Annotated in this window: 15 protein-coding genes and 1 tRNA gene; 6 read left to right on the plus strand and 10 right to left on the minus strand. The window is 42.8% G+C overall.

The features are described 5' to 3' along the window. Nucleotides 1-56: 56 nt before the first annotated feature. Both ACTQ9S_RS10390 and ACTQ9S_RS10395 read right to left on the minus strand, forming a co-directional pair. Nucleotides 57-302, minus strand: a complete 246-nt coding sequence (locus ACTQ9S_RS10390) for a hypothetical protein (protein WP_440454892.1) — start codon at nt 300-302, stop codon at nt 57-59. Between the two features lie 260 nt (nt 303-562). After that, nucleotides 563-814: a hypothetical protein gene (locus ACTQ9S_RS10395; protein ID WP_068329730.1), complete on the minus strand. Its 252-nt coding sequence runs from the start codon at nt 812-814 to the stop codon at nt 563-565. Between the two features lie 277 nt (nt 815-1,091). Here ACTQ9S_RS10395 and ACTQ9S_RS10400 point away from each other — a divergent pair, with 277 nt between their 5' ends. Continuing rightward, complete coding sequence (locus ACTQ9S_RS10400) at nt 1,092-1,391, plus strand: hypothetical protein (protein ID WP_440454893.1); 300 nt, start codon at nt 1,092-1,094, stop codon at nt 1,389-1,391. Nucleotides 1,392-1,543: 152 nt separating this feature from the next. Here ACTQ9S_RS10400 and ACTQ9S_RS10405 read toward each other — a convergent pair whose 3' ends face one another. Continuing rightward, nucleotides 1,544-3,088 (minus strand): alanine/glycine:cation symporter family protein, encoded by a 1,545-nt coding sequence (locus tag ACTQ9S_RS10405; RefSeq protein ID WP_440454894.1) that lies wholly within the window; start codon nt 3,086-3,088, stop codon nt 1,544-1,546. Nucleotides 3,089-3,876: 788 nt separating this feature from the next. Between ACTQ9S_RS10405 and ACTQ9S_RS10410 the strand changes: the two genes are divergently transcribed. After that, on the plus strand, nt 3,877-4,317 hold the full coding sequence (locus tag ACTQ9S_RS10410) for a hypothetical protein (protein ID WP_440454895.1): 441 nt from the start codon (nt 3,877-3,879) through the stop codon (nt 4,315-4,317). Between the two features lie 202 nt (nt 4,318-4,519). Further along, nucleotides 4,520-5,995: a cardiolipin synthase gene (gene cls, locus ACTQ9S_RS10415; RefSeq protein WP_440454896.1), complete on the plus strand. Its 1,476-nt coding sequence runs from the start codon at nt 4,520-4,522 to the stop codon at nt 5,993-5,995. Nucleotides 5,996-6,155: 160 nt separating this feature from the next. On the opposite strand, the gene ACTQ9S_RS10420 is transcribed toward cls, so the two are convergent. The 7 genes from ACTQ9S_RS10420 to rsmH all read right to left on the minus strand — a co-directional run bounded on the left by ACTQ9S_RS10420 (nt 6,156) and on the right by rsmH (nt 15,713). Next, the gene (locus tag ACTQ9S_RS10420; RefSeq protein WP_440454897.1) at nt 6,156-7,118 is read right to left on the minus strand and encodes a putative RNA methyltransferase; all 963 of its coding nucleotides are present in this window, start codon (nt 7,116-7,118) and stop codon (nt 6,156-6,158) included. A gap of 153 nt (nt 7,119-7,271) precedes the next feature. Continuing rightward, nucleotides 7,272-8,390, minus strand: coding sequence for a phospho-N-acetylmuramoyl-pentapeptide-transferase (gene mraY / locus ACTQ9S_RS10425; RefSeq protein WP_068038464.1), 1,119 nt, complete (start codon nt 8,388-8,390; stop codon nt 7,272-7,274). Between the two features lie 3 nt (nt 8,391-8,393). Next, complete coding sequence (locus ACTQ9S_RS10430; RefSeq protein WP_350657311.1) at nt 8,394-9,842, minus strand: UDP-N-acetylmuramoyl-tripeptide--D-alanyl-D-alanine ligase; 1,449 nt, start codon at nt 9,840-9,842, stop codon at nt 8,394-8,396. Nucleotides 9,843-9,940: 98 nt separating this feature from the next. Then, a complete protein-coding gene (locus ACTQ9S_RS10435; RefSeq protein ID WP_440454898.1) occupies nt 9,941-11,554 on the minus strand; it encodes a UDP-N-acetylmuramoyl-L-alanyl-D-glutamate--2,6-diaminopimelate ligase in 1,614 nt (537 codons plus the stop codon). Nucleotides 11,555-11,703: 149 nt separating this feature from the next. Next, nucleotides 11,704-13,803, minus strand: coding sequence for a peptidoglycan D,D-transpeptidase FtsI family protein (locus tag ACTQ9S_RS10440; protein WP_440454899.1), 2,100 nt, complete (start codon nt 13,801-13,803; stop codon nt 11,704-11,706). After that, nucleotides 13,800-14,282: a cell division protein FtsL gene (gene ftsL / locus ACTQ9S_RS10445; protein ID WP_068038479.1), complete on the minus strand. Its 483-nt coding sequence runs from the start codon at nt 14,280-14,282 to the stop codon at nt 13,800-13,802. The genes ACTQ9S_RS10440 and ftsL overlap by 4 nt, the downstream gene beginning before the upstream one ends. 249 nt (nt 14,283-14,531) lie before the next feature. Beyond that, complete coding sequence (gene rsmH, locus ACTQ9S_RS10450) at nt 14,532-15,713, minus strand: 16S rRNA (cytosine(1402)-N(4))-methyltransferase RsmH (protein ID WP_227514081.1); 1,182 nt, start codon at nt 15,711-15,713, stop codon at nt 14,532-14,534. A gap of 290 nt (nt 15,714-16,003) precedes the next feature. On the opposite strand from rsmH, the gene gltX reads away from it, so the two are divergent. The 3 genes from gltX (at nt 16,004) to ACTQ9S_RS10465 (ending at nt 18,224) form a co-directional block, all read left to right on the plus strand. Then, nucleotides 16,004-17,542, plus strand: a complete 1,539-nt coding sequence (gltX, locus tag ACTQ9S_RS10455; RefSeq protein ID WP_440454900.1) for a glutamate--tRNA ligase — start codon at nt 16,004-16,006, stop codon at nt 17,540-17,542. Nucleotides 17,543-17,666: 124 nt separating this feature from the next. Continuing rightward, nucleotides 17,667-18,026, plus strand: coding sequence for a hypothetical protein (locus ACTQ9S_RS10460; protein ID WP_350657307.1), 360 nt, complete (start codon nt 17,667-17,669; stop codon nt 18,024-18,026). Between the two features lie 122 nt (nt 18,027-18,148). After that, nucleotides 18,149-18,224 (plus strand) — tRNA-Ala (locus tag ACTQ9S_RS10465). Nucleotides 18,225-18,259: the final 35 nt, after the last annotated feature.

Genomic DNA, 18,259 nt, shown 5'->3' on the forward strand with positions numbered 1-18,259 from the left:
TGTGTAAACTAATTAACCGTCAATCTCTGACTGGTTAATAAAGCCATGAAAGAAATTTAGAGTCCTACCTCATCTTGCGTCAACGGAACTATTTTGATAGGTACAGCAAACGACCATGCCATACCTGCTGTACATAAGAAATTCCCGTCTTTAAAGGATACGATACGAGCGGTAAAGTCGTTGTCGACTTGATCTAACATAGCTTCCTCATCACTATCATCGCCTACAGCACACCATATTTGCTTATCACCACGATTCAACATCTCACGCGTTAACTCACTACCAGTTAATCCTTGATACATCCTGATCCCTCCTGTTCATGGCCTACTGTTAGAATGCGAAAAACATCTCATAGTTTGATATCTCGATAAACTCAACTCTTTGAGTCCATCTGAAATGTTTATATACTGTCACTATCTAATCGTGATAATAAACCAGATTTAATGAATCAGAATTCTATAAGTTATTGTTTTTTTAGCTATTACTTATTATATAGATGGCGCTTTTTTCATGTTGAACGGTTGCTCAAAAAATATATGTAAGACGAAAAAACATCCCTTACTTATATTTCTACTTCGTTTTGGCTAATTTCAACCCTTTTGACAGGGACAGCACAAACCCATGAAATACCCCTATTACAAAAGAAGCAGCCATCATCGAAAGAAGTAATACGATGTATACAACTATAGTCCTCACTATTAATAGTGATATTAGCCTGCTCATCGCTATCATTACTTACAGCGCACCAGACTTGCTTGTCACCGCGACTCAACATTGCACGAGTCAAATCACTACCTACTAAATTATTACTCATAGTTATACCCTTATTAATGAACAATCATTGTTTATTATAAGCATACACTTTGAAATCTCGATTCATGTCTACAGAATGTTAGATTTTGTGACTTTCTTATTTTTAAACTTGCTCGCAATCACTGTATAAAATATTATTGAGAAGGAGCATAAAATAAGCTCTGAGAAGTAATAACTTGGTTAATGCTATATTAATAAATTAACTCTGTGCCATTTCATTTTTAGATTGCTAAAAAACCTTACCACATCTTTATGGCAATCTTGTTAAGGATAATAAAATGAAAAAAATACTATTAAAATCGAATAGCTCACTTCGAACTGCACTATGGACAGCACTTATCGTTGCTCTTATAGGTGTTAGTGCTTGTAGTAATGAAATAGAAGAAGCTGACGTAGATTCAGGTGAAGTCGTCGCCGTAGATCAAGTCGAAAGTGTTGCTGAAGACAATAATGCTGAGGGGACAACCATAACACAAGACATGCCAGAGTCTTCAAATGATGCAGGTATTGATAAAACAGCAACCGATTCTGTCGAAAATACAAACTCGGATAAAACAGCTGCAGATGGATTGCAGTAGAGGCTAAGTTAAAAGCAATAAACGCTTAGTTAAGAACAATAAGATAAAGAGGCAAGCGAAAATCACAACCGCCTCTTATCTTACTTTAAGCTTATTTTTATGCAGGTGCTTTCAACCGCTAATAGCTGATAGCGTTGATTACCAATACATTATTAGGACTCTTTACGTATTAGCGCTTCCTTGGGAGATGGTTGCTCTTTTAGATGACGCTTCTCCCAATATAGGGCATTTTTGATACCCAGTTTAGTAGGATCAAAAGTATAGCGAGTGACTCCCGCTTTGCGCTGCATCTCGTAATCTTTGAGAGCCTTTAGTGCAGGACGCGCCATAAAGAAAATAAGCAGAATTCCGACGATGTTTAACCACGCAATTAGACCCACCCCAATATCACCAACAGCCCAAATATAACCTGCTGAATTAAGACCACCATAGGCAATCATTGCCATCGTCAATATTTTAACGAGAAATAATCCTATTCTATTGGCTTTAGGACTAATAGAGCGTGTTAAATAGGCCACGTTGACTTCAGCAATGTAGTAGTTGGCTAAGATAGTGGTAAAGGCAAAAAAGAATACGGCAACCGCGATAAAAATATTACCAAAAGCACCGTAGACTGATTCCATTGCCATCTGAGTAAAAGCAGGAGAGTTAATTTCAGTACCAGCTATTACATTTTGTACTAGATACTGTCCTTCAGGCAAGGTTCCTTGAATGTTATAGGTTCCCATTGTCAAAATCATAAAGGCCGTTGCAGAACAAACCAATAGCGTATCGATATAGACAGAAAATGACTGTACCAATCCTTGCTGTGCGGGATGATCAACTTCAGCAGCAGCAGCAGCATGAGGTGTCGTACCTTGACCAGCTTCACTAGAGTAAACACCACGTTTGACACCCCAACCGATTGCTGCTCCTAACCCCGCTTGGGCAGTAAAAGCGTCACTAACGATTAATCCAAATACTTGTGGAACCATCTCAAAATTGATGAGCATAATTATCAAAGCCAAAACGATATAGCCGATTGCCATAAATGGCACTACAATTTCAGTAAAGGTTGCAATGCGCTTGATACCACCAAAAATGATAATACCAAAAACAACTAGGATAAGAGCTATCGCACCTAGACGCATGCCACTCACATTTGCGCCCAAAATATTTAGATTGGTGCCTTCTCCCATTACTTGGGTGACGGCATTGACCACACCATTGGTCTGAATACCGGGTAAAAATATACTTAGAGCTATAATAGCAGTAATCGCAAAAACGATACCGTACCAACGCTGACCGAGCGCTTTTTCAAAATAGTAGGCTGGCCCCCCGCGATACTCACCAGTGGTCGCGTCTTTTTCTTTGTATATCTGCGCCAGAGTCGCTTCGATATAAGCAGTGGTAGCACCTAAGAATCCGACCACCCACATCCAGAATACGGCTCCTGGTCCGCCAAAACCAATAGCAGCAGCTACTCCAGCTATGTTACCCATCCCTACGCGTCCAGCTAGGGATAGAGTCAATGCCTGAAAGGAGGAGATGCCATCGCGGCTGGCCTTGCCTTTGAATATGAGACGTATCATTTCGCCGAAAAGACGCACTTGTGCAAAGCGTGTCACTATGGAAAAAAACAGACCTGCTCCCAAGCACAAGTAGATTAGCGCAGAGCTCCAAATGACTCCGTTTATTGTATTGACTAAACCTTCCATGTGTCGATTCCTAATACTGTCTAATAGTGTTGGTTTGTAGCGTTAGCGTTAGTTTTAATATTGTCAATGTCATTAAAATAAAGAGTAACAACCTCTCTATCACTGCAAATGAACGATGATTTTTCTTTATTCAGCCACTCGGCTTATTGCGAATACTATTGATATCTATCCATAAGAATCATATGAAGATAGCAGCGGACAATTAAGAAGCTGCAATTTGGCATAATTTAGGGATAATTGCTAGACAGTTTTCTAATCGGTTTTGTTTGAATTAAATGATATTTAATTTGTTTTGAAGATGGCAGATTTAATAATGGTTAACTTTAATGAACGCCTTTCCCAGCTCTATTGCCTAATATGATAGAATTAAAAAATCCACTCTATTGACATGGATTTACTGGGGCGTGTCCTCATTTTGATAATGGTGATCAAAATGAGATAGATTTTTGTCAATCAAAGGAAATTCTGCAGAGAATATGAACATATTTTCTAGAAATTTTCAAAGATTGACGGAAATATAGCCATTTTTAGCCCATTAGAGGTTTACTCGTTCAGATTGAGGACATGCCCTAGAATGCTTAATAATATACAATTAAGTGGCAATCGTTACCTTTCTTAATACCTCAAAAACACTTACCACTTATCTAACGTTTATGATGGGTATGTAGATATTGGACACTCTACTCTAGTAACCAAAGCCCAATACAACATTAAGATGTCGGAATAATAATCTTTTATATCTAAAACATTTTCGAAATAAAATTGATAAACGAAAAAAGGATAACATTATGAAAAAATTATTACTAAGTTCAGTAGTAGCTGTCTCTAGCCTATTTGCAATCACTGCCTGCGCCAACATTGGAGAAGCTAAAGATGCTACGTCAGCACCTGCTATGCAGCATCATAACCAAGGACAAATGCAGGCCCAGATGCAAAATATGATGTCAGAGCTCAATTTGACTGCTGATCAACGAGCTCAAATGCAAGCTATGAGACAGAATAACAGTGGTAATCATATGCAGAACCACAATGCTATGATGCAAATACTGACCCCAGAGCAGCGTCAAAAACTCACACAAATGCGCTCTCAACATATGCAGAAGGACGGGCAAATGATGAATCAAGACAGTCATATGATGAATCAAGACAGTCATATGATGAATCAAGACAGTCATATGATGAACAAAGATGGACATATGATGAATCAAGGCGGACATATGAATCAGTAAGGTTAGCGCCTTTTTACATGACCTATATAAGCCTAATAAAAAGCGTACCCATTAACTCTGGTGCGCTTTTTGTCTATTAAATAGATTAATATTGGGTAAAAAGCATTTCGATACAGAGTACGTTATAATCCATGAGCACTATTAATCAATAGTAATAAAAACCAATCAATATGAATAACAATAAAAAATAACGGACCGCGCTATGGTATTGGATATCTTGCTCACCATTCACTTTATATTATTGCTGCTTATATCCTTACGAGTGCTGGCGCGTCATGAATTAACTTCATCGGCACGGCTCGCTTGGTTAGTCGTGTTGTTTGTGCTGCCGTATATTGGCGTGGTCGTCTATTGGATGTTTGGCGAAATTCATTTGGGACGCGAATTTACACGTAAATATGAGCAAATTATCGACCAGCTACACAGTAGCAACCCTGAAGTGCTCGGCAATGACGCCTCGTTAATAGAGGCTGTCAAACCAGAGTATCGCGCTGCTTTCGCTTACTCAGCTAACGTGACTGGTTTTCATACTACATTGGGTAATCGTGCTGAGCTGATGGCAGATGCAGCGGCTACACGTAAGCGTATGATTGCAGATTTTGAGGCGGCAACTGATCATATTCATGTGCTGTACTATATTTGGCTAATTGATGGCATGGGTATTGATACTGCACAAGCATTGATACGTGCAGCTAAGCGCGGTGTCACTTGCCGCGCGATGGTCGATGGAATGGGCTCACGCAAGATGGTTGGCTCGAAGGTATGGCAAGAGATGAAAGACGCAGGCGTACAGCTTAGTGTTGCGCTACCGATTAACAATATAATAAGAGTACTCTTACTGAGCCGTATTGATCTGCGTAATCACCGCAAAATCACTGTTATTGACGGTAAAATTGGCTACTCTGGTAGTCGCAACTGCGCAGACCCTGAGTTTCGAGTAAAACCAAAATTTGCGCCATGGGTGGACATTATGCTGCGGGTTGAGAGGCCAGTAGTCGCACAAAATCAAATGCTCTTTGCTAGCGATTGGCTGACTGAAAATCCAGATACACCGCTTGATAGCTTTCCTTATTATACCGAGTCTCATACTGAATCTAATACGCAATGTCAGAAAAATTCAAAACACCAAGGCTTTGCTGCCCAAGTTTTCGCGGATGGCCCGACCCAACGGCATGGATCGAGCCCGCAGTTTTTGGGTGCTCTTATCAGCCAAGCCCAGAACACTTTAACTATCTCAACCCCTTACTTTGTACCAGATTATTCGCTGGTCAGTATCTTATGTGCCACTGCTTATCGCGGCGTAGAAGTCACGATGATTTTCCCAAAGAATAATGATTCGTTGGTAGTAGCAGCGACCAGTCGCAGCTACTATTGGCAATTGCTGCAAGCAGGGGTAAAAATCTATGAATATAGACCAGGTTTGTTGCATGCCAAGACTTTGACCATTGATGGGGAAATCAGTTTGATTGGCTCGACCAACTTAGATTTGCGTAGCTTTGATTTGAACTATGAAAACAATATTGTGTTTAGCGATAAGGCTTTGACTGCTGACATTATCGAACGCCAATATCAGTATATCGCAGACTCCGATGAGGTAAAGCTCGAACAAGTAAAGGACTGGCCGCTACCTTATCGGATTTGGAATAATGTCGTTGCCACAATGGGACCTATACTATAGTCAATCCACTATAAAATAAATACAGTGCGACTGGGAGAGATTTTGCGCAGCCTTTGTCTACGTAGGCACAGCAAGCAAGAAAAATTTATACCAGTCGCAGGTTATAATATTTGTACTTCTTTTATTTAGGACTGACGATATAAAGTTATTAACTTTATTTTTAAGTGGTGAGTTTTTTTAAAACATATACTACAAATTTTGCTTCAGTCATAAATGGTGCGGTCTCAGCACTGGCTAGCAAAGCTTGACGATTCTCAGCACGAGCGCGATAAGCATAAGGCGTCATAGTCAAAAGGTCTGCTAATGCACCTGCCGATAAGCTTAGTGATGTACTAATATTATGCGTGTCTACAAGCTCAAAATAAGGCGCTAAAGTAGGTAAGAATTTATCAGAATCATGCTCACGGACGCTGTCAAATAATGCCTCACGTATACTAGCCAAATGCCCTATATCAGGCTTGGCAATCAACAAATAACCATCATCTTTTAAGACTGTTGCAAATGCTTCTGGCAATATGGGGCTAAATATACTGCTGATACCCGTTATGCTATGGGCGCGTAATGGCAAGTGTGCGGCGCTGGTCACTAGCGGATAAATAGCAGCGGTTTTGGTTTTTGTATTTTCAGCTTCTGTCTTTTTATTTGCAATATCTTGTTGATACCAAAGGCAACTAGCCGCTTTACTGACTTTAGCAAGGCTGGCGAGCGCAGGCTTACTGATATCAGCAGCGATTAAAGTATCCATGCCAGTGTGCGCCATTGCCTGCGTGTAATAGCCTTCGCCGCAACCAATATCTAGCCAGCGTACTGGTTTTTTACTAAGGTTAGATGCTGTTTTGCCTTGTCCCAACAACTGCGTCAGTTGCTGACAGATTAATGCTTGCAGAGGCTCATAGTATCCTGCGTCCAAAAATCGCTGACGAGCATTAATAGATTGCTGGCTGTCACCAGGTGCTTTGGATTTTTTTTGTTGGACTGGTAACAGATTGACATAACCTTGCCTTGCTACGTCAAATGGATGCGAGGTTTGTTTAGGGTGCAGGCTGCCATCACAGCGCCACGTATCTTTAGCAGGCTGCAATGGCGATTGACAAATAGGACAAGTAAATAAGGACACAGGCATCTCAAGTTCAGATATATTTGATGAGCATATTAGCAAAATTCAGCCACAACGGACGACATTAACTATCATTAAATGACAAAAAAGCCATCTCGATATATCGGAGATGGCTTTATATCGGAGATGGCTTTTTATTGAGCTAGTTAAGATTTTAAACTAACGTAACTTCAAGGTCATTAAACCTAATACCACTAAGACGATAGCAATAATCCAAAAACGGACGACCACTTGGGTTTCTTTCCAACCGATTTCTTCAAAGTGATGATGCAGCGGTGCCATACGAAACACCCGCTTCTTACGTAGCTTATATGAACCAACTTGAATCATAACTGACAGTGCTTCGGCAACGAATAGACCACCCATAATAGCAAAAGCAATCTCTTGACGCGTCATTACTGCAATCGTACCTAGCATCGCGCCAAGTGCCAGTGCGCCTACATCACCCATAAAGACTTGTGCTGGATGAGCGTTAAACCATAAGAATCCAAGACCGGCGCCAATCATTGCGCCGCAGACGATAATCACTTCAGAGTTATAGGCGATATAAGGAACGTGCAAGTATGCCGAAAATCTAACGTCACCTGATACGTATGCCATCGCACCCAAACCTGCTGCCACTAGCACTATCGGTAAGATAGCCAAGCCGTCCAAGCCGTCAGTTAAATTGACCGCATTAGAAGCACCATTAATGACAAAATAGGTAAAGATAATAAAACCGATGCCAAATGGAATCGCAGAGAATGGAATCGTTAAGTTTTTGAAGATAGGAATCAATAAATCCTGCATCTCACGCGTCGTTGCCATATCGGGCTGTAGCGTCGCAATATAGTAGAGTGAAGCCCCTACGAACAACGCACCAATCGACAACCAAAAATACTTTTTGCGAGCAATAAGGCCTTGAGGGTTTTTATATTTAATTTTTAGCCAATCATCTGCCCAACCGACAGCGCCAAAGATAATCATCACAATGAGCAGAATCCAAATATAAGGATTACTCAGTCGCGCCCACAGTAATGTCGCTACCCCGATAGAGGTCAGAATTAATACCCCGCCCATCGTTGGCGTACCGGTCTTAATCAAATGTGACTGCGGCCCATCGTCACGGACCGCTTGACCATACTTGAGTGAGCGCAGGTGACGAATGACCCGCCCACCAAAAAACAAGCTAAAACTAAGTGCGGTAATGACCGCAAGTAGCGCCCGCAGCGTCAACGAAGAAACCGCAAAAAACGGTGTGTAAAACTGACCAAGCCATTCAAACAACCAAACTAACACCGCCTACTCCTCGACTAGCGCATCAATAAGTGTTTCCATTTCCATGGAACGAGAACCCTTGAACAATACAGTACAAGGTTGCGCTTGCTGCGCTTGCAAAAACTGCTGCAAGTACTGCAGTAGACTTTCTTTATCATCAAAAGCATGTGCATTAATCGCACTAACTTCTTCCGCACCAGCAACGCTATACGCAGCATATTCGCCTACGCACAGCAGTACATCGATACCTGTCGCACCGATAGTACGGCCAAGGCTTTGATGTTCACTGACAGCAGCATCGCCTAGCTCAGCAATATCACCCAATACCATAACTTGCGTACCAGTTTGCGCCGCCAATACTTTTGCTGCGGCACGTACGGAGTGTGGATTGGCATTATAAGTATCATCGATAAGCCTGTGCATACCGAGCAGCTGACTATTTAAACGACCCTTTGCTGGGCGAGCATTTTCTAGTCCGACAACGATATCGCTGATGTCGATATTTAACGCATAGGCACAAGCAGCGGCGGCTAAGGCATTATTGACATTATGCTCGCCGGCAAGTGGCAGATTAATATCATGAACACTATTGCCAATATGCAGCTTAAATTCACTGCGTTCAGGCTCTACGTCTAAATGGCTGGCGCTCACGTCAGTATTGCCAAAACCAATCACATGTGAGGTATGCTTTTCAGCAATACGGCGCAGTTGGTTGGTAAAGTCATCTTTATCAGGGACAATAGCAAATTGTGCATCACTTAAAGTATGATAAATTTCAGCTTTGGTCTGACATATACCTTCACGGCTGCCAAATTCACCTAAATGTGCCGTACCAATATTTAAGATACACGCCACATCAGGACGGACAATCTCAGTCGTATAAGCAATCTCACCAATGTGGTTGGCGCCTAGCTCTAAGATTGCATAACGATGATGATCAGATAGCTCAAGAAGCATCATCGGCACACCCAAATCATTATTTAGGTTGCCACGAGTAATGAGTGTCGGTGCCAAACGACCAAAGATACTACCTAGCATCTCTTTACAAGTAGTCTTACCACTAGAGCCAGTGATAGCAATGACTGTAAGGTTTTGATGCTGATTGCGTCTATATGCGGCAAGCTGCCCCAATGCCAAGCGCGCATCACTAACCACTAACTGCGGAATACTAGTAGAAATCGGGCGCGATACAATTGCTGCGACAGCACCTTGAGCGGCAGCGACATTGATATAATCGTGCCCGTCAAAGTTGTCGCCACTTAATGCTAAAAATATATCACCTGTTTTGATGGTACGTGTATCAGTGGTAATGCGATTGCTGTTGACTCCAATCTCTGTGCCTGATTGCCCTGCCTGCTCTATCTGTGCTACCTGCCAGTGACTGCCAAGTGCCGCGGTAGCTGCCAGCAAGTTATCTGCTTGCCAGACATAAAGTCCTTGCGACTGAATGGTGTTATTGTTGCCAGCTGTCATAGTGATTGCCTTGTATGGTGACGACTTTATTTCGTTATTTTTTATCTATCTGTTGTTTTTTCATGTGGCTATATTTAGCCGTATGAGGAATTAATTATCTAGATGCGTCCGGCTTGCTGTAATGCCTGCTGCAAGATAACGCTGTCATCAAAATCATGACGGACACCGTTAATCTCCTGATAAGTCTCATGGCCTTTCCCAGCGATAACGACAATATCATCGTCATTGGCATGACTCACTGCATACTCAATTGCTTGTTGGCGGGCAGGTTCGATATGAGTACGCTGATATTGTTCTGGACTCATGCCGACCTGCATGTCTTGCAAAATTATATTAGGATCTTCAGTGCGCGGATTATCTGCAGTTAATATCACTTGATCAGCACCCGACAATCCTGCCTGTGCCATCAGTGGGCGCTTGCCAGCATCGCGGTCACCACCGCAACCAAACACTGCCCATAGTTGTCCACGGCAATGCGTTCTTAGGCTATCTAGCACTTGCGTCAAAGCATCAGGCGTATGCGCATAATCTACAATAAAGCAGCCATCAGTAGACGGTACCCGCTGCATACGTCCGATTGCGCCTTGTAGCTGTGGCACTAAGCTGGCAACACGCTCAAGACTGATACCTAATGCTACTGCTGCCGCAATCGCCGCTAGTAAATTGGCAACATTAAAACGCCCTAATAAAGGGCTAATAATATTGATATTAGTAGATTGGCTATCGTCCAGTGCACTGCGTAAAGCGATTTTCACGCCTTGTAGGCTCGGCTCAATGTCAGTGGCGATAAAATTAGCTTCATTAGCACTGCCATCAGCTTGCAAGCTATATGTCCATACGATCAGACCACTAGCTTGTGCGGTGTCGATCATTACCTTCGCATACTCATCATCGATATTAATGATAGCGTGCGTCAACGTTGGGAAGTGAGTTTTATCAAATAGCTTAGCTTTGGCAGCGACATACTCTGCCATATCTGCATGATAATCTAAATGATCGCGACTCAAATTAGTATAAATGGCGACTTTTACTGGTACGCCTTGCAAGCGCTGCTGGTCAAGTCCATGCGAGCTAGCCTCAAGCACCAGTAGATCAGCGTTTTGCTCACCCATTTGATATAAAAACTGCTGAACCACTAAGGCATCACCAGTGGTATGGCTAGCTTGTGTCAGTGCACCAAGCTTGCCATTACCTGCCGTTCCCATGACCGCGCTGTTCATACCAGCCAGCTGTCCTAACTGCGCTACTAATTGGCTAATAGTCGTCTTACCATTAGTGCCTGTCACCGCGACGACAGTTGGCAATGCTACTAGCTGCTGATATTGCAGGCGTGCTTGCACTAAACCACCTAAAAAATCACGGATATTTGGTACGTACAGAATGGGGCATGGCAGTACATTGGTATTGTCGAATAAATCTAATAGATTAATTTCCGATAAGATAAAAGCAGCGCACTTGGCAGCTTGCGACAGATAGTCGCGGATTTTTTGATAGTCTTGACCTTGTTGCGTCTGACTCTTTAACAAGATAAATACGTCATCACTAGCGACATGTCGACTATCTAGACGTAAATCTTGAAAAACCGTATTGGCAATCGCGTCTAGATTATCTGCATTTTGCACCATCTTTGATAATTGTCGCCCTAACTCGTCACTACTACTGCTATCTATAAGTTGTTGCAACGTAACAGCGTCGTGTGATGATGTGGTCATGGGCAAATCCTAGACGATTAAGAAAATTGAAAGATTAAGGCGTGTTGAACAGTGACAAATAGCGATTTCAAAACTGCAGGTATTGTTGATAATTTATAAAAACAATACCTAAATTTTGATATCAGTCATTTGATTCCTGTCATGTACAGTTACTCAGTCTGTAAAGGCTTATCTAAAGGCACATTATACAAGCGTAAAGCCTCTCTCATAACATTATGAAAAACTGGCGCTACTGTTAAACCTGCATAAATCTGACCACGTGGGTCTTCGATGAGCATCACGCCCACGAGTTTCGGATTGGATGCAGGCGCCATACCAGCAAAGACGTTGCGATATTGGTCAGTATAGTAACCGCCATCTGGGTTAATCCGGCGCGAAGTACCTGTTTTACCAGCTACGCGGTAGCCATCAATGGCCGCTGCTTTTGCTGTACCGCCCGGCTCCGTAACTGCTTCAAGCATCTTGACGATCGACATCGCCTGCTCATGCTCCATAATACGCTTACTTGGTAGCGGCTTGTCAGTCTTGGTTAACGTTAATGGATGCATAACCCCACCTGCTGCCAATGCAGCATAAGCTTGCGCTACTTGTGCTAGTGTTACTTGTAAACCATAACCATAACTGACAGTCGCGCGGCGAGCAGTTTCTTTCTCTTTTGGTGTAACCACCAAGCCACTGCCTTCACCAGGGAAATCTAATGGGGTTTTTGACCCAAAGCCAAATTGCTTTTGCATATTGGTAATGGCATCAGGCGGTAGAGACAGGGCAATTTTAGTCGAGGCAACGTTACTAGACTTCTGTAGTAGTGTCGCCATATTAATCCTTCCTAGATTATTATGGTCACGAATCGTATAGCCACGGACGCGAATAGAGCCTGGGTTGGTATCAATTAGAGAATTAGCAGTATATTTACCAGAGTCTAAAGCTGCAGCGACGGTAAAGGGCTTCATCACCGAACCTGGCTCAAAAACGTCAAGCAGCGCGCGGTTACGCTGGTTTTCGCCGGTCATCTCATTAAGATTATTAGAGTTAAACGATGGCCATGTCGATAACGCTAGTACCTCGCCTGTTTGAACATCAACGACCATACCCGTTGACCAACGTGCTTGCTGCAAGCGCCCTGCTTTTTCCAGCTCTTTATAGAGCAAATACTGCAAACGCGAATCAATAGTCAACGCCACATCTTGCCCTGCAACTTCCGATTCAATCTGCTTAATTTCTCTTAGGCTGTTTTGCTTAGCATCTTTTAATACCAACACCTTGCCATCGTCACCTGCTAGGGTTTTTTCATATTGGCGCTCAATACCTGCACGACCTTCATAACCACCTTCAGGATCGCTAGAATTTTGTCCCATAAAGCCTAATAATTGCGAATTAGGTTGTGGCTGCGGATAATAGCGCTGAAAGAAGTTCTTTTCATAAACCCCAGGAAAATCAAGCGAGCTAACACTTTGGGCAATCTCAGGTGTGACTTTATTAAGTAATGGCAAATAATGTGAGCCCGCTCCCGATGGTAAAGCAGCTTTTACCGCTTCTTCATCTGTGACGTCAATACTGTCGTCAATAGCGACCACTTTTTCTAACTCACTGACTGGAATATTAGCAGCGGCAGCTAAGCGAGTTAGATCCATATTGTCTAAGCGCTTTTGCATACGTGCTTGTAGCTGCGGACTTTCAGGATTGGCAATTTTGACGCGATTGAGCTCGTAATATTCGCGCGCATAATCATGCGGGCTAAACGATACTGTTGCAAGCGGTGCGCTGACTGCGAGGGGTAGCTTGTTGCGATCGGTAATCATACCGCGATAGGATTTTTGGGTGCGCACACTAGTAATAAGCTCATTACCTTTATCTTGATAAAATTGCGCGTTAGCTACTTGCAGATAATAGGCGCGTGCTATGAGTAAACCTAATACAACCAGCGCAATTCCCCAGATAGTACGAAAACGGTTTTTATCATTCTCAAAACCACCACGCGATGAAGCACCAGAGGCTTTACTAAAAATAATTTTCTTACGGTTTTTAACACTGGTATAAGCGCCTTGAGTTTCATTCTTTTTTAGGCGACCGAATAGTTTGCCAGAGCGATCATTCGCATTCGCTTTTTCGGACTTGTTATTTGTAGTTTTGCTATCTGATTTGGCAGCGCTAGCACGGCGTAAGGGCTTGATAACCTTGCCGCTAGCTGACTTTTTGCTGGTGTTTTTCGCTGAGCTTTTGCCCGTATCTGTTGGTTTTTTATCACTCATTGTCCTGCCTCCACTACTGGAACATCAGGAGACAAATCCGTAGAAGCTCGTGGTCCGTTGGCGTACGAATCATCCTCATCTGAGTCATTAGTCACCACTGGTACCAATGCGTTAGCAACCCCTGGCTGGATAATCAGTTTATCTTTAAGCGTTGGTGAATACATACCTAGCTCGGCGACAGCTCGGCTGGCAATTTGCGGAGTCGCACTAAAGGTTTGCTGCTCGATTAATAGGCGTTGGTGTTCAACTTGTAGCTTACGCTCTTGTTTTTTCATATCTTGCAAGGTTCTATAATCCTGATGATATTGCTGAACGTCTTCGGCTGTTTTGATACCGCTCCACACGATAGCACCTGCTAATAGCAATAATACGACCACATAAATACTGACGACATTAAAGCGACGCGCGAATAATTCGCCGACATCGGTAGTATTAGACATAGCGGCGCGGCGGTTTGCAGGTTTGTCAGATATTGCCATGACGATCTCAAAAAGTGAACTTAAAATGTAAAAGCGCTAATTGTCTTAGAATTACAAACAATTCATCAGCACCATCAATAAAATATAAAACCAAACACACTCATTAATTGGCTAAAAAACAACCAAATAAAAAGTTAACTGCTGAGCCTAGCAGATAATATTTACAGCTCTTTAACAGCAGCGTATTTATTAAGACATTTAGTCACATTTGATATAAAGAACAGCGACTAGATGCCTGTCATATATACTTTACTGTTCTACAGCATATATATAATCGGTATCGGTACGAGTCGCCATCCGTAACCATGCACTGCGCGAGCGTGGATTATGACTTACTTCCTCTTTGCTTGGACCGACACGTTTAGGTTTACTAAAATAGCGCGGACGATTGGGCGGCATCGGCAACTTTTCATCTTCCGGATACTGTCCTTTACTATGACGCTGCAAAAACTGCTTAATACGGCGATCTTCTAATGAGTGAAAACTGATGACTGCCAACTGTCCGCCTGATTTTAAAATCGGGATACTTTGTTCTAAAAAGTCATCAACATCGCCAAGCTCATTATTGATAAAAATACGCATGGCCTGAAAACTTTGCGTCGCAGGATGCTTACCGCGTTGCCAATTGGGATGAGCAACTTTAATGACTTCTGCTAGCTCAAGCGTCGACTTGTAGCTGTCCATCTGCTTGATAGCACGGGCGATACGGCGACTGTGGCGCTCTTCGCCAAATTCATAAAGCACGTTAGCTAAGGTTTCATCATCGACCTGTTCAAGCCATTCAGCCACTGACTGCCCGCGGCTAGTATCCATTCGCATATCGACAGCGCCATCACGCATAAAGCTAAAACCACGACTGCCATCATCAATCTGTGGTGATGAGATGCCTAAATCTGCCATAAGACCGTCGACTTGAGTGATACCCATTGCAGCTAGACTGTCCGTCAAGGTAGCAAAGCTATCATGAATCACATGCACGCGGCTATCTGCGCCTGCCAGCTCTTGGGCAACGCTAATAGCGGTTGGATCTTTATCAAAAACAATCAGCTGTGCATCATCAGCAAGCTGACTTAATAATAGCCGGCTATGCCCACCGCGCCCAAAGGTTGCGTCAACATAGATGCCACTCGCCTGTAAGCCAGCTTCACCTTCTGCTCTATTAGGTAGTGATTTGACACCCAATACCGCTGCGACCGCCTCTTGCAATAGCACTGCATCATGTACAAAGTCCAATTCGTCAGACGTAATATCGCCTTGACTAGGCTGTTGATCAATAGTTTGATCCACTTGCTCAGTGGCATCTTGAGCAGAAATATTTTCCATAGAAGACGGGCTCACCACTGACTCAATATCAGCGGTAGAAGAAGGGTTGGCTTTAGAATCTGGTTTAGATTTTGGCTTAGTTTTTGACTTAGGTTTTGATAGTGACACAAACAACTCAATAGATGACGACCAATAAGGCCATTAATTAGATGAAAATAAACAAGTTACGACTTACCTAGCGTTATTATCGCAAGGATATATCTGTAGTCAAGCACTAGAAGGCCTTTTCATTAAAAATATCACATCTCTCTGTTATACTAGCGCTATATTTTACGCTATTTTTCTAGTTTAACGTCTATTGTTTCATTCGTATTTTTCATGTAAATCTTTCATTTACATTTATCATTGCTATTTTTTGCTGCCATTTTCATTAATAACTATATTCTGAGACCTCTATCATGCAAACGTCGACTCAAACCACTACTGCTCCTCGCGGAAAACGCCCTGTTCGTACCCGTATTGCCCCATCGCCTACTGGTTTTCCTCACGTAGGGACCGCTTATATCGCGCTATTTAACTTAGCCTTTGCTAAAGCTCATGGCGGCGAATTTATTTTACGTATCGAAGACACTGATCAAACCCGCTCAACTGAACAATCTGAACAAATGATTTTGGACGCACTGCGCTGGGTCGGTCTGGATTGGAGCGAGGGTCCAGACATCGGTGGCCCGCATGCCCCTTATCGTCAAAGTGAGCGTAGTGACATTTATAAAGAACATGCTGAGAAGCTATTAGATAGCAACAATGCGTTTCGCTGTTTTTGTACTAGCGAAGAGCTAGATGTCATGCGCGCTCAGCAAATGGCCAATGGCGAGACTCCACGCTATGATGGACGCTGTGCTCATTTGGCCCCTGAGAAAACTAGTACGTTGGTCAATGAGGGCAAACCGCATGTGATTCGTATGCGCGTACCGACCGAAGGCGTCTGCCACGTTGAGGATATGCTACGCGGTACTGTTGAGATTCCTTGGACGCAAGTAGACATGCAGGTATTACTAAAAACCGACGGCATGCCGACTTACCATCTTGCCAACGTCGTCGATGACCATTTGATGGACATCAGTCACGTTATGCGCGGTGAAGAGTGGCTAAACTCTGCGCCTAAGCATCAACTACTTTATGAGTATTTTGGTTGGGAGATGCCGGTACTTTGCCACATGCCGCTACTGCGTAACCCAGATAAATCAAAACTGTCGAAACGTAAAAACCCAACTTCTATTACTTACTACCGTGATGCAGGGGTGCTACCTGAAGCGCTGCTTAACTATCTAGGTCGTATGGGCTACTCGATGCCTAATGACGCTGAGAAATTCACTTTAGATGAAATGATTGCTAGTTTTGATATTCAGCGCGTCTCACTTGGCGGCCCTATCTTTGATATCGAAAAGCTTAACTGGCTAAATGCAGAATGGCTACGTGCCTTAACGCCTGAACAGCTCAAAAATAAAATCCTCGACTGGGCAAGTAACAGCGATAAATTAACCGCTATCGCCGCCGCTATTCAGCCTCGTATTGAATTATTGTCTGATGCGGTTAATTGGAGTGGCTTTTATTTCCAAAACCTACCTGATATTAATGCTGAGAGCTTTACGCATAAATCATTGACGCCTGAGCAAATTGTAGAAATGCTACAACTGGCTCTTTGGCAGTTAGAGACCTTACCAACTTGGTCGGAAGAAAATATCTACGCCACGCTCAAAGGTCTTGCTGCCCATCTTGATATTAAGATGCGTGACTTTATGGCACCGTTCTTTATCGCTATCGCTGGCAGCACCTCATCGACGCCAGTCATGAACTCTATGGCGATTATCGGCGCTGACATGACGCTGACACGTTTGCGTCATGCGGTTGATGTACTTGGTGGCTTGGGTAAAAAGAAACTGAAAAAGCTTGAGAAACAAGCGGCAGAGTTACCAGACTTTTTGGCTGCTGAATAGTTTTTCACTTGTTAGTTGATAATATTATTAATTAGTAATACAGCTAGTTAATTTACAAGAGGGGTCAGGCTAATACTGACCCCTCTTTACATTGATATCAGCATTACGTTAATTGGAAATAAATATGGCCGCCAAAACCATCACAATAGAAAGCAAAGATTATGTCTTTAACACGCTAAAAGAAGCGCAGAAATACTATGATGCGATCGTAAAAGAGCTTTATGATGCAAAACTTACCCTTACGACAGGGCAAGACTTTGAAGACCTAAAGTGGATATATACAACTTACTGTGATTATAATAAGTCAGCGCGATTAACCGAGTCTGAGATTATAGGCTTTAAAGGCATAAGCACTGTCCGAGAAAAAGGCGGTCAATATATCCCAACTGAATGTTGCGCCATCGTTTTCTCTGATGGCAGTGAAGAAGAGTTTTTTACCGACAAAGCCCTAAAAGAGATAGCTATCAAGCAAAACCCACGTTAATTTGAACTCATAACGCTAATAAAACAGCTTTAAACGTATTTTTTAGCATATTTATGAACTATTTTTAAAATAGCTGTTGACAACACTGCCACTCTTACCTAAAATACGCACACTCTTAGCGAGGGGCTATAGCTCAGTTGGTAGAGCACTTGCATGGCATGCAAGGGGTCAACGGTTCGACTCCGTTTAGCTCCACCATACTATTTATAGCAAAGCTCAGTACTACTGAATTT

This window comes from Psychrobacter sp. ASPA161_9 (assembly GCF_051970275.1).
Classification (GTDB): domain Bacteria; phylum Pseudomonadota; class Gammaproteobacteria; order Pseudomonadales; family Moraxellaceae; genus Psychrobacter.